Origin of the sequence: Vibrio sp. 1562, from assembly GCF_033340155.1 — a bacterium.
Taxonomy (GTDB): domain Bacteria; phylum Pseudomonadota; class Gammaproteobacteria; order Enterobacterales; family Vibrionaceae; genus Vibrio; species Vibrio alginolyticus.
Map to the genome: position 1 here is coordinate 167,107 of NZ_JAWOVY010000010.1, position 19,252 is coordinate 186,358.

A 19,252-nucleotide genomic window follows, 5' to 3' on the forward strand; every position below is an offset into this window, starting at 1 on the left:
CAAGGAGGAAGCGGCATGACACAATTAACAGTTAAAGCACTGAGTGATGAGATTGGTACGCCAGTCGACCGCTTGATTGAACAACTTGCTGACGCTGGCATTAAAAAGGCGAGCTCTGACAATGTTACTGATGAAGAGAAGCAGAAGCTTCTCTCTCATTTAAAGAAAGAACACGGTGATAAATCAGGTGATTCAGAGCCGACTCGCCTTACGCTTCAGCGTAAAACTCGTAGTACACTTAGTGTGAACGCGGGTGGTGGTAAGAGTAAGAATGTTCAGGTTGAGGTGCGCAAAAAACGTACATACGTGAAGCGCAGCACAATTGAAGATGAAGCGAAACGTGAAGCTGAAGAAGCAGCACAACGTGAAGCAGAAGAAGCAGCAAAACGTGCAGCAGAAGAAGCTGCAAAACGTGAAGCTGAAGAAGCTGCAAAACGTGAAGCTGAAGAAGCTGCAAAACGTGAAGCGGAAGAAAAAGCGAAACGTGAAGCTGAAGAAAAAGCGAAGCGAGACGTAGATACGAATGCACAACGTAATGCTGAAGAAAAAGCAAAGCGTGATGCTGAAGAGAAAATTAAGCAAGAAGCAGCGCGAAAAGAGGCCGACGAGCTTAAACGTCGTCAGGAAGAAGAAGCTAAGCGTAAGGCTGAAGAGGAAAGTCAGCGCAAGCTTGAAGAAGCTCGCGAATTGGCTGAAAAGAATAAAGAGCGTTGGTCTGCTGCAGAAGAGAAAAAGGGTGATATGGAAGATACAGATTACCATGTAACGACTTCACAATACGCACGTGAAGCCGAAGATGAAGCAGATCGCAAAGTAGAAGGCGGTCGTCGTAAGAAGAAAAAAGCAGCTTCGGGTAAAGACGACCAAGCTCGCGGTGGCCGTAACAACCAACGTGGCGGTAGAGGTCGTAAGGGCAAACTTGCTAAGCCGACTTCAATGCAGCACGGGTTTGATAAGTCAGCAACGGTTGCTAAGCAAGACGTTGTAATTGGCGAAACGATCGTTCTATCAGAACTCGCTAACAAGATGTCGGTTAAAGCGACAGAAGTTATCAAAGTAATGATGAAGATGGGCGCTATGGCGACTATCAACCAAGTGATCGACCAAGAAACAGCACAACTTGTTGCTGAAGAAATGGGCCATAAAGTAGTTCTTCGTAAAGAGAACGAACTGGAAGAAGCGGTACTATCTGACCGTGACACTAACGCGGAAGCAGTTCCACGTGCTCCAGTTGTTACTATCATGGGTCACGTTGACCACGGTAAAACGTCAACACTTGACTACATCCGTCGCACACACGTTGCTTCTGGCGAAGCGGGTGGTATTACTCAGCACATTGGTGCGTACCACGTTGAAACAGACAACGGCATGATCACGTTCCTTGATACTCCTGGACACGCAGCGTTTACTGCAATGCGTGCTCGTGGTGCTCAAGCAACAGATATCGTTGTTCTTGTAGTTGCAGCAGACGATGGCGTAATGCCACAAACAGTAGAAGCGATTCAGCACGCGAAAGCGGCAGGCGTTCCTCTAATTGTTGCTGTGAACAAGATCGATAAAGAAGACGCGAACCCAGATAACGTTAAGAACGAGCTTGCTCAATACGACGTTATTCCTGAAGAGTGGGGCGGTGAGAACATGTTCGTTCACATCTCTGCTAAACAGGGTACAAACATCGATGGTCTTCTAGAAGCAATCCTTCTTCAGTCTGAAGTTCTTGAACTTACAGCTGTAGCTGAAGGCATGGCATCTGGTGTTGTTGTTGAATCTCGCCTAGATAAAGGTCGTGGTCCAGTTGCAACAGTACTTGTTCAATCAGGTACACTAAACAAAGGCGACATCGTTCTTTGTGGTCAAGAATACGGCCGTGTTCGTGCAATGCGTGATGAGCTAGGTAAAGAAATTACTTCGGCTGGCCCATCTATCCCTGTAGAGATCCTAGGTCTTTCAGGTGTACCATCTTCAGGTGATGAAGCAACAGTAGTTCGTGACGAGCGTAAAGCGCGTGAAGTAGCTAACTACCGTGCTGGTAAGTTCCGTGAAGTGAAACTTGCTCGTCAGCAGAAATCTAAACTAGAGAACATGTTCTCTAACATGACTGCTGGTGAAGTTGCTGAACTTAACGTTGTACTTAAAGCAGACGTTCAAGGTTCTGTAGAAGCAATCGCAGACTCACTAGTTAAGCTATCTACTGACGAAGTTAAAGTGAACATCGTTGGTTCTGGTGTTGGTGGTATTACTGAAACTGACGTAGTACTAGCGGAAGCTTCAAACGCAATCATCCTTGGCTTTAACGTTCGAGCAGATGCTTCTGCTCGTCGTGCTGTTGAAGCCGCAGCTGTTGACTTACGTTACTACTCAATCATTTACCAATTGATTGACGAAGTGAAACAAGCAATGGGCGGTATGCTTGCTCCAGAATTCAAGCAAGAGATCATTGGTCTTGCTGAAGTTCGTGACGTGTTTAAGTCACCGAAACTGGGCGCTATCGCTGGTTGTATGGTTACAGAAGGTGTGATCAAGCGTAACAACCCAATCCGTGTACTACGTGATAACGTTGTTATTTACGAAGGTGAACTAGAGTCACTACGTCGTTTCAAAGATGACGTTCAAGAAGTTAAGAATGGCTACGAATGTGGTATCGGCGTTAAGAACTACAATGATGTTCGCGTTGGTGACCAAATCGAAGTCTTCGAAATCGTTGAAATTAAACGTACTCTAGACTAATTGACTAAAATTACTAATATTGTCTTTGAAAGATAAGTAGTAATTGGTTGTTGAATACACCATGGGGGGCTGGCTTTGACCAACCCCCCATTCTTTCTATATAAGAGTAAAGATATGTCAAAAGAATTTAGCCGCACGCAGCGCGTTGCACAGCAGCTGCAAAAAGAACTAGCGATGATCCTTCAACGTGAAGTTCGTGACTCTCGCCTTGGCATGGTGACGATCTCAGACGTAGAAGTCTCTCGTGACCTAGCTTACGCAAAAGTATTTGTGACCTTCCTGTGTGTGGGTGAGCAAACACCAGAATCATGTCTAGCAGCGCTACGTGAGCACGAAGTGCACATTCGCATGATGTTAGGTAAGCGTATTCGTCTACGTTTAACGCCAGAAATCCGCTTCCACTATGACAATACGCTTGTTGAAGGTATGCGTATGTCTAACCTAGTGTCTGAAGTCGTTAGTTCAGACAAACAAAAGCAAAAAGATTCTGGTCGTGAGGACGAAGAATAATGGCTCGTCGTCGTAAAGGTCGTCCAATTAATGGCGTTATACTGTTGGACAAACCAACAGGTATCTCTTCCAATGATGCACTGCAAAAAGTAAAGCGAATCTACTTTGCTGAGAAAGCAGGCCACACTGGAGCCTTGGACCCATTAGCGACAGGCATGCTGCCAATTTGCTTGGGTGAAGCGACAAAATTTTCTCAGTTTCTTCTTGATTCTGATAAACGCTACCGTGTGATCGCAAAGCTGGGTGAACGTACCAATACGTCTGACTCGGATGGTGAAGTTGTAGAGACTCGTCCAGTCGATGTTACGTTAGACAAGCTAGAGGCGTGCATCGATCAGTTCCGTGGTGAATCTGATCAAGTGCCTTCCATGTTCTCTGCGTTGAAGTATCAAGGTAAACCCTTGTATGAATACGCTCGTAAAGGCATCGAAGTTCCGCGTGAATCTCGTAAGATCACGGTATATGAGATTGTTCTTCACCGTTTTGAAGGCGATGAAGTAGAGATGGAAGTGCACTGCTCTAAAGGTACCTATATTCGTACTATCGTTGATGATCTGGGCGAAATGTTAGGTTGTGGTGCGCACGTAACTATGCTTCGTCGTACTGGTGTTGCTAAATACCCATACGAGAATATGGTAACACTCGAGCAACTAAATGAGTTGCTAGAGCAAGCTCACCGCGAGGAACGAGCACCTCGAGAGCTACTGGACCCACTGCTTTTGCCAATGGATACAGCGGTAGAAGACTTACCAGAAGTCAACTTGGTGCCTGAACTGGCGAATATGGTCCAACATGGGCAGCCCGTTCAAGTATTTGGTGCTCCGACTGAGGGCTCACTTCGCCTTACTATGGGTGAAGAACGCTTGTTTATTGGCGTTGGCGAAATGAACGAAGATGGCAAAATCGCTCCTAAGCGATTGGTCGTGTTCCGAGATGACGTTGCATCCAAGTAAATGATTGAAAATACCGACCTGAGTGTCGGTATTTTTATATTGCACGAGATAGGAAATTTCCCTATAATCCGCGCTTCGCGTAGCGGCTGAATCAGAGATTGGCTGCTACAACTTTAAACCTACTCTTATTAGGAGAGAATTATGTCTCTGAATGCAGAAACTAAAGCAGCAATCGTTGCAGAATACGCACAAGGCGAAGGCGACACTGGTTCACCAGAAGTTCAAGTAGCTCTACTTACAGCTTCTATCAACCACCTACAAGGTCACTTCAAAGCGCACAAAGGCGATCACCACAGCCGTCGTGGTCTTCTACGCATGGTTTCTCGTCGTCGTAAGCTTCTAGATTACCTAAAAGGTAAAAACCTAGCTCGCTACCAAGACCTAATCAAACGTCTAGGCCTACGTCGCTAATCAGCGACTGCATAGCAGTTTGTCTAAAAAGGGGCTTTATGCCCCTTTTTTGTTGCCTAAATTTAGCCAAATTAGACTTATGCCGTTATAATACTGGCGGCTAAACCTTGTAAGAGGTTTTCTCAAAAGCTCATAGCATTACAGTCAACCACGTCGACCAAAAGGTCGCGACTATTCAAAAGGAATTTCCGAGTTTCTTTTTACTAGTCGCGATTCGTAATGCCTTGAGTGTCAATTAACACATCTAAGATTTCTTTAAGCACTAAAGGAAGATTAGAAACAAGGAATAACAATGTTCGAAAAACCAGTTGTTAAAACGTTCCAGTACGGTAACCACACAGTTACTTTAGAAACTGGCGTTATTGCACGTCAAGCTACAGCAGCAGTTATGGTCACAATGGATGATACGTCTGTATTCGTATCTGTTGTAGGTAAAAAAGAAGCCGTTGCAGGTCAAGACTTCTTCCCACTAACGGTTAACTACCAAGAGCGTACTTACGCTGCGGGTAAAATCCCAGGCGGCTTCTTCAAACGTGAAGGTCGTCCTTCTGAAGGCGAAACGCTAACAGCTCGTCTAATCGACCGTCCAATCCGTCCGCTATTCCCAGACGCGTTTAAAAACGAAGTTCAGGTTATCGCGACAGTAATGTCTGTAAACCCAGATGTTCAGCCAGATATCGTTACAATGATCGGTACTTCTGCTGCTCTTGCTATCTCTGGCATTCCATTCAACGGCCCTATCGGTGCGGCGCGTGTTGGTCATATCGATGGTCAGCTTGTACTTAACCCTAGCCAAACTGAACTAGAAACTTCTAAGCTTGACCTTGTTGTTGCAGGTACAGAGTCAGCAGTACTGATGGTTGAGTCAGAAGCGGACAACCTAACTGAAGAAGAAATGCTAGCGGCGGTTGTTTATGGTCATGACCAACAACAAGTTGCTATTAAAGCTATCAACGAATTCAAAGTAGAAGTTGCAACTCCTGCTTGGGATTGGGTTGCTCCTGAAGAGAACACAGCGCTTAAAAATAAGATTGCTGATCTAGCAGAAGCTAAACTTGTTGAGGCCTACCAAATTACTGAGAAAATGGCTCGCTACGACCGCATCCATGAGATCGCTGCGGAAGTAAATGAAGTTCTTCTTGCTGAAGATCCTGAAGCAGATACAAAAGAAATCCACACTATCTTCCATGATCTAGAGAAGACAGTAGTACGTAGCCGTATTATTGCAGGTAACCCTCGTATCGATGGCCGTGAAAAAGACATGGTTCGTGCACTAGATGTACGTACTGGTGTTCTTCCTCGTACTCACGGTAGCGCGCTATTCACTCGTGGTGAAACTCAGGCGATCGTTACGGCAACGCTAGGTACTCAGCGTGATGCTCAAATCATCGATGAGCTAACTGGTGAGCGTAAAGATCACTTCCTACTGCACTACAACTTCCCTCCATACTGTGTAGGTGAAACTGGTTTTGTAGGTTCTCCTAAGCGTCGTGAAATCGGCCACGGTAAACTGGCGAAGCGTGGTATTGCTGCAGTAATGCCTTCTGTTGATGAGTTCCCATACACAGTACGTGTTGTATCGGAAATCACTGAATCTAACGGTTCATCTTCAATGGCTTCAGTATGTGGTACTTCTCTTGCACTTATGGACGCAGGTGTGCCAATCAAAGCATCTGTTGCTGGTATCGCAATGGGTCTTGTTAAAGAAGGTGACGATTTCGTTGTACTTTCTGACATCCTTGGCGATGAAGACCACCTAGGTGACATGGACTTTAAAGTAGCAGGTACTAACACTGGTATCACTGCACTTCAAATGGACATCAAGATCGAAGGCATCACTAAAGAAATCATGCAAATTGCGCTTAACCAAGCTCAAGGCGCACGTAAGCACATCCTATCTGTAATGGATGAAGCAATCTCTGGTGCTCGTGAAGACATCTCTGAATTTGCTCCGCGTATTCACACGATGAAGATCAGCGCTGAGAAGATCAAAGACGTTATCGGTAAAGGTGGTGCAGTTATCCGTGCTCTAACTGAAGAGACTGGTACAACTATCGAAATCGAAGACGACGGTACTATCAAGATTGCGGCAACTGAAGGCACTGCTGCGAAAGAAGCTATCCGCCGTATCGAAGAGATCACTGCTGAAGTGGAAGTGGGCCGTATCTACACAGGTAAAGTTGCACGTCTAGCTGACTTCGGTGCATTCGTAACGGTTCTTCCAGGCAAAGATGGTCTTGTACACATTTCTCAAATCGCAGAAAAACGCGTAGAGAAAGTGTCTGACTACCTAGCTGAAGGTCAAGAAGTTCAAGTTAAAGTTCTTGAAATCGACCGCCAAGGCCGTGTACGTCTAAGCATGAAAGAAGCGGTAGAAAAGCCAGCTGAAGAAGCTGCTGCTGAAGCACAGGCTGCTAAAGACGAGTAAGACAAAATGAGACTTTCAGCCTTTTATTAGATTAAGGGCCTGAAAGCATGTTATAAAAGGGGAGCATTTTCGCTCCCCTTTTTTGGTTTGTTTCGATGTATTAACCTCAAACGAGGTTATCGCCTATATTGCATTAAGAGAAACAAATCTTGAGCGGTCCAAACAGGAGTATCAATTAGTGAAATGGTTTCAAACCGCAATTTTATGTGTTGCTATCGCGCTGACCGGTTGTGCAAATACTTCTCAACAATCAGCACAAAAGTGGTTATATCCACCGATGGCGGTGCCACTTCAGCCTAGTGTTCAACAAGAAGTACAAATCGCGCGTCTCTCGCAGTTGCTACAACGTCCCGACCTTAGTGATGAAGTGCGCGCTAAAATGCATTATGAGCGCGGTAGCTACTACGATAGCGTTGGTTTGCGTGATCTTGCCCGTTTGGACTTTAACCAGTCTTTGCAGTTGAATCCTGCTCAGCCGGACATCTTCAATCTTTTGGGAGTATACTTTACCCAAGTAGGAGAGTTTGATGCGGCATATGAAGCGTTTGACTCGACCATAGAGTTGGCTCCTGATAATACCTATGCTGAGCGCAACCGTGCGATTGCACTGTATTATGGTGGCCGAATCGATCTCGCTTTAGAAGATATGACCAAGCACTATCAAGAAATGCCAACGGATCCTTTTCGTTCATTATGGCTGTACATCATCGAAGCTGAGCAAAATCCAGAGCAAGCAAAAGCCAATCTTCAACAGCGTTATTTACGAGATCGTAGTGAAGAGTGGGGATGGGTTCTTGTTGCTATCATGCTACGAGACGTCTCGGACGAAGACGCGCTTAAAGCAATTATGGATGGAACGAGAGAGAACTATCGCCTAGCTGAACGATTGACGGAAACGTATTTCTACCTTGGAAAGCGTAATCAGCTTGAAGGTGATATCGCAAGTGCCATCTCACTTTATAAGCTCGCGATTTCGTTCAACGTTTACGATTATGTTGAGCATCGCTATTCTTTCTTGGAATTGGCGCAAATTTACGATCAATTACAGCAAGATAGATTGGCCAAGTTAAAGGCTGCCAAGAAGCTGGAAATTGAATGATTTAGAGCCGCTCGATGAGAGCGGCTTTTTTTATGATTGAACTTGATGAGTGACTCATTTAAAATAGTTAGTCTTGCTAACTAAGTGGTGGTGGCTTTTATGGCATTAGAAGAAAGCTTGATTGATTTAGAGCGTTTTTGCGCCAAAGCTTGGCGTGTCTATGCCAAAGAAGATCCATTATCACATCTAAGCTTTAATGAGTTCGATTATTTACGTGTGATTCAGGTTTACCCTGAGGGTGTGCGAATAACCGATCTTGCAGAAGAGCTGCAAGTGACTAAGCCTTCCGCATCGACAATGGTTGTGCGTTTGGAAAAAAAGGGTTTGGTGAAACGCATCGCATGTAATGAGGATGCTCGTGCTAAGCGTGTGTTGCTTACGGAAGAAGTCGCAGAAAAAATGTCTTTGGAGCAGGTAGTGTACAAAGATATCTCTGACCAAATGATGCAACAATTAAATCAGCAAGAAGCTGAACAGTTACAAGCTTTATTGAATAAAGCATTGAGTAATAAGTCATTTTAAACTAAAGCAAAGGCCTCAGCTGTATGGTTTAGTTTTTGTTGTTTCATCTTTCTTTTATTTAATTTAACCATTTAGTTAGCCTTGCTAATTAAATGGTTAGCTTTGCTAACTACTGGTGACAGTCATGCAAAACTCAATTTATAGACAGTTTTGGAAATATACGATTCCAACCGTCGCAGCAATGCTCGTGAACGGTTTGTATCAAATAGTTGATGGCATTTTTATTGGCCGTTATGTTGGCGCTGACGGATTAGCTGGGATCAATGTTGCGTGGCCTATTATCGGTTCGATCCTCGGTATAGGAATGATGATTGGGGTGGGGACTGGTGCACTGACTTCGATCAAGCAAGGAAAGAACGATCATGAAGGCGCTAAGCGAATCCTAACGACCGGATTGACGTTGTTAGCGGCATTGATGCCGATCGTTGCTACAATATTGTTTTTGTTTTCGGATGAATTTATTCGCTGGCAAGGAGCGGAAGGGCGAGTGTTTGAACTTGCGCTGCAATATTTGCATATTCTGATTGTCGCGTGCGTATTCACGTTGGGTTCTATCGCGGTTCCGTTTCTGTTACGCAATGACGACAGCCCGAACTTAGCAACGATTTTGATGGTCATCGGTGCCGTTATTAACATTGTATTAGACTACGTATTTATTGCTTGGTTGGAGTGGGAGTTAACCGGAGCCGCTATTGCCACTGCACTTGCACAATTAGTGGTCACTGTGCTCGGTATTGGTTACTTCTTTACTTCAAAAGCAACATTACGCCTTCGTATCAGCGACTTCAAAGTTCAGGTGGATGCTGCACCAAAGATTATCATGATAGGTACATCAAGTTTCTTTATGTACGCCTACGGCTCTGTGATGGTGGCACTGCACAACGCGTTATTTGCTCAATACGGAAGTGCAATGTTGATCGGAGCGTACGCCATTTTGGGGTACATCGTGACGGTTTACTATCTGATAGCCGAAGGAATTGCGAATGGTATGCAGCCTTTAGTGAGCTTCAACCACGGTGCACGTAATCAGGAGAACATCAGAAAGTTATTAAAGGTCGCGATGGGGACATCTGTGCTTGGTGGGGTGGCGTTCGTTGTTTTGATGAACCTTTTCCCGTACGAACTGGTTGCGGTGTTTAATAATGCTGACCAACAGTTGATTGATAGCACCGTGATCGGGATTCGTTTACACATGTTTGCGTTGTTCTTAGATGGTTTTTTAGTTGTGGCGGCCGCGTACTATCAATCAGTAAACAAAGGCAGCAAAGCTATGTTTGTAACACTAGGCAACATGCTGGTCCAGTTGCCATTCTTATTCATTATGCCGAAACTTTTCGGCGTGACAGGTATTTGGTTAGCTTTCCCATTGTCTAACATTGCATTGAGTTTGGTCGTGATCAGTATGTTGTGGCGAGATGTGAAAAAGCTGCTTAATGAGAGTTCTGTCGAACCAAGGGTGCAAGCCTGCTAACAAAAGCTAACAGATAAAAGCGAGGCTAGGCCTCGCTTTTATCTTTAAGGATTAAATGGTTTTTACTTCTAAGCCCGCTAGTTGATGCCAATAGCCATTGCATTGGCGGCTTTCGAGCTTTTCAGGATTATCGCCGTATTCGTTTGAGCGAAAACGCTCTAACTCTGAAAAAATGTCCATACCAAGAGGGCTTAACCGGACCACATCAACCAGCCCTTTCATACTTGGTAAGTCATTGATGAGGTTGTAGCAATACCCTGACTGTGTTTGAATGCCGTTAAGGTTAAAGACTTCTTGCCCTTCTTGGCTGCTGACCTGGATACCCGTAGGGTATTTGATACAGCAGGTTTCGCAATCGTCTTTCGCTCGGTTTTCAGCTCGGGCTGTGAAACAGCGAGCGGAATACGCTAAAGGCAAATAACCGTGGCTAAATACCTCAACTTCAAACTTGTTACGAATACCAAGCTCGTCACACTGAACTAAAGTATCGTTTAACCATTCGCGAGAGAGCTCGACAGGCATGCACCAACGCATCATACCTTGCTTCAAAAATAAGTTGAGCGTGTGTGCGTTATAAGTATTGATTGCAGGACCAACGACGAAAGGCACTTTATGCTCTGATGCCAATTGAACAGCAGATACGTCATTTGCTTCAATCGCGAAGTCACCGTTGTCGATGTACTTCTTCATTATGTTTACTTCACTCGGAGCTTCTAGTAGTGCCATTGTTGATAGCACCACTTGCTTGCCAGATGCAGACAGCTCTTTTGCTATTTCAAGCCAATGCGAAGGCTTCATTTCTCGACGTTTTGAGCATACGGTTTCCCCAAGATAGATGATGTCCGCGGAGCTTGATTTCGCTTGTTCATAAAACGCTTCGATGTCTTGTTTTGGCCAGAAGTACAACAGCGGGCCAAGCGCGTATTTCATTGAATTATCCATCTTAACCTCTATTGCCATTTGCGGTGATAAGCACCAAGTGTGGTCTGCGTACCTTCAGACACGTTTGCCAATGCGGCATCCCAAGCCGCTTCGACTTGGTAAGCTTCTGGGTTTGCTTGGTAACGGTCAATCGCGGCTCGCCATGTTCGAGTGACTTGTTCTACGTAAGCAGGGCTACGTTGGCGACCTTCAATTTTTACAGAAGCCACATTTGCAGCAAATAGTTCTGGCAGCATAGAGAGGGTGTTCAAACTGGTTGGTTCTTCCAGTGCGTGGTAGCGTTTTTTCTCGCCTTCGATTTCAGCTTCGAAACGACCTTTACACAAGGTAGGGTAGCCCGCATTTTCACCGGTGCTGTAGCGATCGATCAAAATGTCGTTAAGGCGGGATTCCAGACCATTTTCTGTTTCTTGCCAGCGAACGTACTTAGCTGGAGAGCATGCTCCCACAGTGTTTGGAGACTCGCCTGTCATGTATGACGATAGGTAGCAGCGACCTTCAGACATGATGCAAAGGCTACCAAAAGCAAAGACTTCTAACTCGACATCGCTAGTGATGTTGCGTGAGAGCTGTTTGACCTGATGAATCGATAAAACGCGGGGTAGCACTACCCGTTTTACGTTGAAGTTTTGTTTGTAAAAATCAATGGCTGCGACGTTGGTCGCTGATGCTTGCACTGAAAGGTGTAGTTCCAGATGGGGATATTTGCGAGCCGCGTACTCCAGCACTGCAATGTCTGCAACAATCAGCGCGTCTACACCCAGTGCCGCTGCATTGTCTACTGCGTTCGTCCAGCGCTCGAAGCCATTGGGATGAGCGAAGGTATTCAACGCGACATGAATTTTTTTATTGCGGTCATGAACGTATTGCACCGCTTTTTCTAATTTCTTGCCGTTAAAGTTGAGGCCAGCAAAGTGACGGGCGTTGGTATCATCTTTGAAACCAATGTAGACGGCATCGGCACCGCAATCAATCGCAGTTTTTAACGCAGGCAGGTTACCCGCGGGACACAAGAGTTCCATATGCTCACAATCATTGAGAATAAAAAGGTGTCCGCATTTTATGAAGAATTATGAATAGCGAAATTGACCTAAGTTAGGTTTAGCTCAATAAAGTCGATATTTACCCCTTGCGAGTAAGGGTATCGGGTCGGGGTTAGTTCTTGTGACGACGATTCTGTACAAACAGCTCTTCAATTTCATGTTTTGGCTGCGGGCGATAAAAATGGAATCCTTGAATCGCATTACATTGAAGGTTAGAGAGCAGGGTCGCTTGCTGGTGGGTTTCCACCCCCTCGGCAACGACAGTTAAGTCGAGCGACTTACCCAGATTAATGATGTTTTCAATCACAGTGACTTGTTTCGGTAGTGTGTCGATATCATTAATAAAAGCGCGGTCGATTTTTAGCTCGTCAATAGGAAAACGCGCTAAGTAGGAAAGAGAAGAGTAGCCGGTACCAAAGTCATCGATAGAGAGAGCGAAGCCAAGCTTTTTAATCGCATTCAACATTTGCAGTGTATGTTCGCTATCACTCATCACGGCACTTTCGGTTAGCTCGAAGGTAATGCAGCTTGGATCAAGCTCGGTAGTGCGAAGCAGCTTTTCCATAAAGTCGATCAGCTGTGGGTTGCCAAATTGCTCGGGAGAGAGGTTGATGGCGACACGGCCTGGCAGTATGCCTTGTTGCTTCCAACGTTTTACCGTATTGAAAACATCACGCATCACGACACGTCCAAGGTGTTCTATTAACCCAGCGCGCTCGGCGACAGGAATGAATGAGCCAGGACTAATGTACCCTTCGACTGGATGCTTCCAACGAACGAGCGCTTCTGCGCCGTTGATACTGAAGTCTCGCGCGTTAACCTTAGGTTGATACCACACTTCCAAACCGTTCTGCTGCAATGCTTTTTGCAGTTCAATTTCAAGCCACAAACGCATACGCGCTTCTTTGTTCATTTGATCGTTAAATTTGATCAGACGATTTCTACCACGATCTTTGGCTTCATACATCGCAGTATCGGCATTTTGTAGTAGGATTCGCGCATCTTGTCCGTCTTCAGGGTATCGAACGCTACCAATTGAACACGCAAGGCGTTTACTGAAGTGGTGCAAGTCGAAAGGTTGGTTGATCAACGAGATAATGCGATCGGACAAAATTTCAGCCATGCGGGTGTTTTCTGGCTCCGGCAGAATGACGCCAAACTCATCGCCACCCAAATGACCAATAATCGCTTGGTTTGGCAGTAACCGTTTAAGACGGGCCGATACCTCTTGAATCACTTTATCGCCAATATGGTGACCAAGTGAGTCATTAATGTTTTTGAAGTTATCGATATCCAAATAGAACACCAGAAGCGGTGTTTGCTTTTTGATCAGCTGTTCCAAACGTTTGGTGAAGCCAAAGCGGTTGTAGAGTTTGGTGAGCGAGTCAATGTGTATGTCTTCATTCGATGCAGAAGACAGGTTTTTGGGCGCATCATCAGCATCTTGGATTAGGATAATTTGAGATTCGCTACCTAATATCGCCGTGGAATCCGCGTGTAGCTGAACTTTCCGTTCAAAGCCGCATCTTGCACTGGTTAAGCAGACAAAAGGTTTGTCAGAAATTAATGTACTCAATCGATGACTAAATACCTTTTTACTGTTTTCATCGATGAATAAACGACTTAGCTCTTCGCCCAACAATTCATGAGGAGAGTTAAGTCCGAGAAGGCGCGCTGATGCGGGGTTCGCAGAGATGACAATATCATCTTCGATAAGCAGTAAGCCGTCTGGTAGCAGTTGTGTTAACTTCGCAAACTTACTTTCGGACTCTTCTAAGGAGCGAACGAGTATCTGCTTTTCTGAAGTATCGACAGCGTGAAAAACAACAAAGCGAATGTCGTTACCTTCAAAAACTGGCGAAAGACTAAAGTGAAGACTGGTTTCAAGGTCGGTTTCATCGAGCGTGATTTCGGCTTCGACATGTGCCCCTTTGAACGCGCGCTGATAGTATGGTGCAAGCTTCTTATAAAACTGTTCACCCAGCACTTGGCAATCGTTTAAGCCGACGATTTCCTCATGACTTAAACCTGCGATATCGCAGTAACGGTCACTTACCATTCGATAATTGTGTTTTTTATCAAGAATGGCAAAGAAGAAAGGGCTATTTGAGGTTAGCGTGGCAAACCAATGTTTTAATTGCTGGGAAGGCATTAGGGTATTACCGATCTCCAATGAGCCAGATTATTCGTCCGTGTATAAAAAGCGACACCCTGATAAGCCTGCGGCGATCTACCACCAAGCCAAAGTGTTACTTGCCATTAAAGGGCTCGCGGTTTTAGCTGTGCAGTCGACAATCACATGGATACGCTCAGATAACTATAACTTTGAAAATACGGTTGTAAAAGTGTTTATCCACCTGTTCGCATCAATAATACACGTAAGTTCAAAAAAAGAAGCGTTAGTGAGCAATAAACCACCAATCTAAAATAAGCACTTTATTGATACATAACAGTAATCTCATCGCCACGATTGCTTAATATAAGCAACCTAATGACAAAGTAACGGATAATGAACGTGTTAAACAAGATTCGCAGTCAACTAGTAAAGAACGCAGCTAATATTTTGCGTTCTCCAGTCCAGTTATTACCACAGCCAATTCAGCAAAAAGCGTTGCTAGAAGGGCTAAAAATGGTGTTTAAAGAAGCCTTGGAAGATGGTGACTTTGAGTTCCTTGAAGACAAGTGGTTAAAAGTTGCGATTAAAGACTTGAACTTAGCATGGTACATCAGCTATCAAGACGAAAAATTGGTGGTAGCTGAAAAACCAGTTCAGGAAGATGTGAGTTTTAGTGGTAATCTAAACGACCTAGTACTGATTGCTGGTCGTAAAGAAGACCCTGACACACTGTTCTTCCAACGTCGCCTTTCAATTGAAGGTGATACTGAGCTTGGCTTAGAAGTGAAAAACTTAATGGACAGTGTCGACTTAGAGCAGTTACCGAAAGCAATGCAAGTCGCTTCGAATCAATTGGCTGATTTTGTTCAGAAAGGAGTTCAAGCGCCTGCACAACCAACCGGAGTAGCGAATGCTTATTCGAACTGAAGCCCCAGCGGACATTCTTACCATTGACCGCTTATTGAAACACGCCTTCCCGACGGAAGCTGAAGCTGAGCTTGTGATGCGTTTGCGCGAAAACAGCAAATTCACGCTTTCCTTAGTCGCGTGTACAGATGAGGGAGAGGTGATAGGCCATGCTTTATTTAGCCCTGTGACCTTAAATGGTGAAGATTTGTCATGGCAAGGGCTAGCGCCATTAGCTGTTCATGAAGATTACCGTCGCCAAGGCATCGCTGCAGAGTTGATCAAAGAAGGTTTTGATTCACTGCGTGATTTTGGCTACCCAGTGTGTGTGGTGTTGGGCGATCCTGATTATTACGCGCGCCAGGGTTTTCAATCATGCGACGAGATGGGCTTTGAATGTGCTTGGGATGTCCCTAAAGGTGCATTTCGAGTCGCAGAGTTGGTCGAAGGTCAATGTGCTGGACGCTCCGGACGCATAGACTATGCGCCAGAGTTCTCTGAACTGTAAATGAAAGAAGCCCACGACTAAGTGGGCTTCTTTCTTATTCACTGAAAACTGAGATAGGGAGGTTAGGATGACTGGTTACTTTTCTTTTTGCCCCAGACCTCTATTTTCGCTTTTTTACTTACCCCTAGCAGGCTGAGTTTTGTGCTTCCCCAGCTACTGTAAGTCATTTCAATCTGTTTTAGCTTGGCTTCTTTTGTACCTGGAAGGCTCCAGGCACGAGTCGACAATCCGCTTGTTAGTACGCCCATAGAGGAAAGCTTTTTCTCACTACCATCTGTCATGACGACTTTTAAACCATTAATGTCTACCGTTCCTTGCACACATTTTAGTTTTATTTTACTGAAGCTTCGGTTTCGGAATAGGCTATTTGGTGTCACGGTATCTGTTTCTGTATGAAAGTTAACGGTTTTCGTTGCAATCAGCTCCCACTCATCGCTGTTATTAGCAAAAACACTCATGCTGGTGGCGGCTACCAGTGTGCAAAGTAGTAGCGTATTTAAGAATTTCATAATGTACCTTATATGTCATACCCAATGTGTGGCCGTTGGCAAAACGCTATGTTCAGGAATATCCAAATCATCTCATTGTGTTCAGGTGTTCCTTGAAGTCCTTTAGGTATAATCGCGATAATTTGATAGGATTGCCCTCGTTCAAATAGGTGACGGAAAATGTCAATTAACGAGAAACAGTATTTACGTGAAATGGGGATCAGCACATGGGAGCTGGTACACCCTGAAAGACTGGAAGGCTATCAATCGCCATTATTGGATTTGCAAAGTTCATGTAAACTCCTATTGGTATCGCCAATATGTCCAGAAAACGAGACGGCATTGATGTTTGAGCGCGTATTAAAAAGCATTAAGCTCACGCTTGATGATGCGCTGCACCTAGAGCCTGAGCGCTTATCCATGCTGGGTGAACATCAGCTAGAGTGGGTGTGGTTTGCAGGCTGTGAGGCTGATAAAAGCATCAAGGCAAAGCACCTGATCTCGCCACTATTACAAGATATTGATGGTAATAACGAACAGCGCCGCGCATTGTGGCAACAAATCTGTTCGTACTCTTAACGGAGCTAATGCGTGACAATTGAAATTACGCCGATGCGTGCAGAGCACCTCGACCAAGTTTGGCAAATCGAGCAGCAAGCACATTCTCACCCTTGGGCCGAATCTTTGGTTCGTGACTTATCCAGTCGCGGTGCTTGCCATCATGTGATGCTGGAAGGCTCTCAAGTGGTTGGTTACTTCTATGGACAGAATATTGTTGGAGAAGTGACACTATTAAATATTGCAGTAGCGCCTTCTCAACAAGGCAGAGGGCTAGGGCAAAAATTGCTGGACGCGTTTATTGAACACTCTGAACAAGCCAAAGCAGAGAGTGCTTGGTTAGAAGTGCGTGAAAGTAATCACCCAGCTATCCATATTTATGAGCAAGCAGGTTTTAATGAAGTGGACCGTCGTTACAACTATTACCCAGCTAAATCGGGAAATGGTAAGGAAGACGCCATTATCATGAGTTACTTATTTTTGAGTTAGTTTTAGGCCGTTACTAATTACCTCATCAACACTTATGCTTTAAATGCGTATCCGGATTCGAGGCTTTTGAATATGTAATAACAATTTTTTGAATTTTTACATCTCTTTGTGTGGCGCTGGCTTTCCCTTGTTAGTTGCAGGTAAAGGCTGGTGAGCCGAGTAAATTCAGTTCATGTCTTTCCAGTTTGCTAGCACAGCGATAATAAGCGAGAATACCGCACAATATCGAATAGTAGATATGCTTGCCTATTTTGTGAGCATGAAAGTAATTTAGAAGATTAACTAATGTCAAATCCCCTTTTTTTAGGCGAAGTGTCTAAGCGCAGAACGTTCGCTATTATTTCTCACCCTGATGCCGCCCAGCCTTTCAACGCTTAAAACCACCTTTCATTGCACACCACAATCACATCTCTACGTACTGAATTTAAAGGCTTTTTGTCTTTTTCTCGTTTCTTTGCTTTTCAATGATGTTCAAGCGTAACCTCGGAAAATGTGTACAAACTTGAGTACAAATCGCCATATTTACCGTTTTTAGCCAAATTCCATGACACAAACCTAGCTGTAGGCCTTGTTCCTACTGGGTTTTAGCCAAAACTTGCCTATATTTTTTATGCCAAAAATCGAGAAATGATGGTAAGACGTTCGCGATTATCTCTAATTGTTTGCCGGTTGAGTTGGTTACCGGTTGCTTTCTTGCTGTCCTAAAAGTTCATTTGTATGGGCCTGATCTTCTGAACAAATCATGCATCTTTCTGACCATCAACAAGTGATGAATCAGGCGATGATAGCTTTACATTGATTTTCAGGAGAATGCAGATGACAGCAGTAGCGCACCAAGTAACCCCTTTTCTAACGTCTTACGAAGTTATGGCTCGTTACCACATTAGCTATACGACGCTCTGGCGAAGAATAAAAGATGGCAGCTTGCCGCAACCTCGTATCAACCGAAATACACGAAACAAGCTGTGGCACATTGAAGACTTGGAGGAGTATGAGAAGAATTAGGAATAGATAGCGTAGCTTAGTTTTTCTGTTGGAGCTTGGACTAACGCTTTGAAACGCCGGCTTGTGCCAACAATATAGTTAATATGTACACCAACTTAGGCTAAGATAGCAGCATGGATTTTTTATTGATTGGATGGATAGGTAAGTGACGACTCCTCAAGAACGGACAACAGGTATTACAAATGCGTCGATAAAAAAACGTTTCGGCTCAATTCCCGCTTGGAAGATGTTGAGTGAATATATCTGGAACGGTTTGGATGCTGGTGCATCAGATATTGATGTCATTATTAACACCTGTGATCTCGGCGGGGTGGAGTCAATAGAGATCCATGATAATGGTGAAGGAATTGACTTTCATAACCTAGACCGAAATTTTGATAATTGGGATGACTCATCCAAAAAACAGGTTACCCAAAAAGGCAGTCAAGGCAGAGGGCGGTATTCATTTCATAAATATGCTGCAACAGCAACCTGGCTTACGAGAAGACAATCTGAGAATGCACGTATTACCATAGACTCGTCTCGTATTAAAACGTACAAAGTTGAGTTGATCGACGATAAAGAACAGCATAGTAGTATTCTTTCAAATGGAAGTGGGACATCAGTATTTCTTACGGGCATTACGAGTGAAAAATCTCAAAAAATCCCTAATATTGAAAATATCATGGAGGAGCTTTCAAATGAATTTGGTTGGAAGCTAATAGTTTTTTCTAACCTTAAAATATCAGTTAATAGAGTCCGAGTGACGCCTCCCCAACATAGGTTGTTTCAAGAGCTTATAGATGTTGATGGAAATATATTTAGTTCAAGTATCATTCAGTGGATAAAAAAACCATCTGGTGAAAAGTCATACAATTATTTTAGAGATTCAAAAGAACATCAGAAGTATAGAAATCTGACTGGTTTTAACTACAAAAACAATTTTTTCATAAGTGGATATATACAATCTGAGTGGTTCGATAATTTTCAAGATACCTCATCTCCAAATGCTGATCTCTTTGTAAATACCCCATCCTTAACACAACTCTCTCGTAGAATTTAAGCTGCTAATTTATATTCAATTGGCGTCATGTCAT

The 19,252-nt window shown here is 44.2% G+C and carries 17 protein-coding genes and 2 pseudogenes; 15 read left to right on the forward strand and 4 right to left on the reverse strand.

Annotated elements, in window-relative coordinates; all coding sequences use genetic code 11:
• Nucleotides 1-15 precede the first annotated feature (15 nt).
• The 8 genes from infB (at nucleotide 16) to R7Z49_RS13045 (ending at nucleotide 10,121) form a co-directional block, all read left to right on the forward strand.
• Complete coding sequence (gene infB / locus R7Z49_RS13010; RefSeq protein ID WP_005380086.1) at nucleotides 16-2,727, forward strand: translation initiation factor IF-2; 2,712 nt, start codon at nucleotides 16-18, stop codon at nucleotides 2,725-2,727.
• A gap of 114 nt (nucleotides 2,728-2,841) precedes the next feature.
• Nucleotides 2,842-3,237, forward strand: a complete 396-nt coding sequence (rbfA, locus tag R7Z49_RS13015; protein WP_005380087.1) for a 30S ribosome-binding factor RbfA — start codon at nucleotides 2,842-2,844, stop codon at nucleotides 3,235-3,237.
• Entirely contained in the window at nucleotides 3,237-4,190 is a 954-nt protein-coding gene (gene truB / locus R7Z49_RS13020; protein WP_005380088.1) for a tRNA pseudouridine(55) synthase TruB, read from the forward strand. Before rbfA ends, truB begins: the two co-directional genes overlap by 1 nt.
• 141 nt (nucleotides 4,191-4,331) lie before the next feature.
• A complete protein-coding gene (gene rpsO / locus R7Z49_RS13025; protein WP_005380094.1) occupies nucleotides 4,332-4,601 on the forward strand; it encodes a 30S ribosomal protein S15 in 270 nt (89 codons plus the stop codon).
• Nucleotides 4,602-4,893: 292 nt separating this feature from the next.
• Nucleotides 4,894-7,029, forward strand: coding sequence for a polyribonucleotide nucleotidyltransferase (pnp, locus tag R7Z49_RS13030; protein ID WP_318111718.1), 2,136 nt, complete (start codon nucleotides 4,894-4,896; stop codon nucleotides 7,027-7,029).
• Nucleotides 7,030-7,207: 178 nt separating this feature from the next.
• The gene (gene nlpI, locus R7Z49_RS13035; RefSeq protein WP_005380101.1) at nucleotides 7,208-8,128 is read left to right on the forward strand and encodes a lipoprotein NlpI; all 921 of its coding nucleotides are present in this window, start codon (nucleotides 7,208-7,210) and stop codon (nucleotides 8,126-8,128) included.
• A 99-nt stretch (nucleotides 8,129-8,227) separates the two neighbouring features.
• On the forward strand, nucleotides 8,228-8,650 hold the full coding sequence (locus tag R7Z49_RS13040; RefSeq protein WP_005380103.1) for a MarR family winged helix-turn-helix transcriptional regulator: 423 nt from the start codon (nucleotides 8,228-8,230) through the stop codon (nucleotides 8,648-8,650).
• A gap of 124 nt (nucleotides 8,651-8,774) precedes the next feature.
• Nucleotides 8,775-10,121, forward strand: coding sequence for an MATE family efflux transporter (locus tag R7Z49_RS13045; RefSeq protein ID WP_213907999.1), 1,347 nt, complete (start codon nucleotides 8,775-8,777; stop codon nucleotides 10,119-10,121).
• Nucleotides 10,122-10,172: 51 nt separating this feature from the next.
• On the opposite strand, the gene R7Z49_RS13050 is transcribed toward R7Z49_RS13045, so the two are convergent.
• From R7Z49_RS13050 to R7Z49_RS13060, 3 genes are all read right to left on the reverse strand, one after another.
• A complete protein-coding gene (locus tag R7Z49_RS13050; protein ID WP_054576345.1) occupies nucleotides 10,173-11,051 on the reverse strand; it encodes a U32 family peptidase in 879 nt (292 codons plus the stop codon).
• A gap of 20 nt (nucleotides 11,052-11,071) precedes the next feature.
• On the reverse strand, nucleotides 11,072-12,085 hold the full coding sequence (locus R7Z49_RS13055) for a peptidase U32 family protein (protein ID WP_213894054.1): 1,014 nt from the start codon (nucleotides 12,083-12,085) through the stop codon (nucleotides 11,072-11,074).
• Between the two features lie 133 nt (nucleotides 12,086-12,218).
• On the reverse strand, nucleotides 12,219-14,258 hold the full coding sequence (locus R7Z49_RS13060; RefSeq protein ID WP_005380112.1) for a bifunctional diguanylate cyclase/phosphodiesterase: 2,040 nt from the start codon (nucleotides 14,256-14,258) through the stop codon (nucleotides 12,219-12,221).
• A gap of 363 nt (nucleotides 14,259-14,621) precedes the next feature.
• On the opposite strand from R7Z49_RS13060, the gene R7Z49_RS13065 reads away from it, so the two are divergent.
• Complete coding sequence (locus R7Z49_RS13065; protein WP_165935370.1) at nucleotides 14,622-15,149, forward strand: SCP2 domain-containing protein; 528 nt, start codon at nucleotides 14,622-14,624, stop codon at nucleotides 15,147-15,149.
• Entirely contained in the window at nucleotides 15,133-15,636 is a 504-nt protein-coding gene (locus R7Z49_RS13070; protein ID WP_005380119.1) for a GNAT family N-acetyltransferase, read from the forward strand. The genes R7Z49_RS13065 and R7Z49_RS13070 overlap by 17 nt, the downstream gene beginning before the upstream one ends.
• A 62-nt stretch (nucleotides 15,637-15,698) precedes the next feature.
• Here the strand turns inward: R7Z49_RS13070 and R7Z49_RS13075 are convergent, their stop codons facing one another.
• Nucleotides 15,699-16,145, reverse strand: a complete 447-nt coding sequence (locus R7Z49_RS13075) for a hypothetical protein (protein ID WP_031781040.1) — start codon at nucleotides 16,143-16,145, stop codon at nucleotides 15,699-15,701.
• Between the two features lie 159 nt (nucleotides 16,146-16,304).
• Between R7Z49_RS13075 and R7Z49_RS13080 the strand changes: the two genes are divergently transcribed.
• The 5 genes and pseudogenes from R7Z49_RS13080 to R7Z49_RS13095 all read left to right on the forward strand — a co-directional run.
• Nucleotides 16,305-16,703 (forward strand): DNA polymerase III subunit psi, encoded by a 399-nt coding sequence (locus R7Z49_RS13080; protein WP_053306748.1) that lies wholly within the window; start codon nucleotides 16,305-16,307, stop codon nucleotides 16,701-16,703.
• A gap of 12 nt (nucleotides 16,704-16,715) precedes the next feature.
• Nucleotides 16,716-17,171 (forward strand): ribosomal protein S18-alanine N-acetyltransferase, encoded by a 456-nt coding sequence (rimI, locus tag R7Z49_RS13085; protein ID WP_258481797.1) that lies wholly within the window; start codon nucleotides 16,716-16,718, stop codon nucleotides 17,169-17,171.
• 285 nt (nucleotides 17,172-17,456) lie between these two features.
• Nucleotides 17,457-17,534, forward strand: a pseudogene (locus tag R7Z49_RS28120) (peptide chain release factor 3); the annotation flags it as partial.
• 453 nt (nucleotides 17,535-17,987) lie between these two features.
• Nucleotides 17,988-18,176, forward strand: coding sequence for a helix-turn-helix transcriptional regulator (locus R7Z49_RS13090; protein ID WP_000127615.1), 189 nt, complete (start codon nucleotides 17,988-17,990; stop codon nucleotides 18,174-18,176).
• Nucleotides 18,177-18,321: 145 nt separating this feature from the next.
• A pseudogene (locus R7Z49_RS13095) lies at nucleotides 18,322-19,191 on the forward strand (ATP-binding protein); the annotation flags it as partial.
• Nucleotides 19,192-19,252 lie beyond the last annotated feature (61 nt).

What these genes read in the sequence shown, in the direction of transcription:
- infB (WP_005380086.1), top strand. Translation starts at nt 16, where the DNA reads ATGACACAATTAACAGTTAAAGCACTGAGTGATGAGATTGGTACGCCA.
- rbfA (WP_005380087.1), top strand. Translation starts at nt 2,842, where the DNA reads ATGTCAAAAGAATTTAGCCGCACGCAGCGCGTTGCACAGCAGCTGCAA.
- truB (WP_005380088.1), top strand. Translation starts at nt 3,237, where the DNA reads ATGGCTCGTCGTCGTAAAGGTCGTCCAATTAATGGCGTTATACTGTTG.
- rpsO (WP_005380094.1), top strand. Translation starts at nt 4,332, where the DNA reads ATGTCTCTGAATGCAGAAACTAAAGCAGCAATCGTTGCAGAATACGCA.
- pnp (WP_318111718.1), top strand. Translation starts at nt 4,894, where the DNA reads ATGTTCGAAAAACCAGTTGTTAAAACGTTCCAGTACGGTAACCACACA.
- R7Z49_RS13040 (WP_005380103.1), top strand. Translation starts at nt 8,228, where the DNA reads ATGGCATTAGAAGAAAGCTTGATTGATTTAGAGCGTTTTTGCGCCAAA.
- R7Z49_RS13045 (WP_213907999.1), top strand. Translation starts at nt 8,775, where the DNA reads ATGCAAAACTCAATTTATAGACAGTTTTGGAAATATACGATTCCAACC.
- R7Z49_RS13050 (WP_054576345.1), bottom strand. Translation starts at nt 11,051, where the DNA reads ATGAAATACGCGCTTGGCCCGCTGTTGTACTTCTGGCCAAAACAAGAC.
- R7Z49_RS13055 (WP_213894054.1), bottom strand. Translation starts at nt 12,085, where the DNA reads ATGGAACTCTTGTGTCCCGCGGGTAACCTGCCTGCGTTAAAAACTGCG.
- R7Z49_RS13060 (WP_005380112.1), bottom strand. Translation starts at nt 14,258, where the DNA reads ATGCCTTCCCAGCAATTAAAACATTGGTTTGCCACGCTAACCTCAAAT.
- R7Z49_RS13070 (WP_005380119.1), top strand. Translation starts at nt 15,133, where the DNA reads ATGCTTATTCGAACTGAAGCCCCAGCGGACATTCTTACCATTGACCGC.
- R7Z49_RS13075 (WP_031781040.1), bottom strand. Translation starts at nt 16,145, where the DNA reads ATGAAATTCTTAAATACGCTACTACTTTGCACACTGGTAGCCGCCACC.
- R7Z49_RS13080 (WP_053306748.1), top strand. Translation starts at nt 16,305, where the DNA reads ATGTCAATTAACGAGAAACAGTATTTACGTGAAATGGGGATCAGCACA.
- R7Z49_RS13090 (WP_000127615.1), top strand. Translation starts at nt 17,988, where the DNA reads ATGACAGCAGTAGCGCACCAAGTAACCCCTTTTCTAACGTCTTACGAA.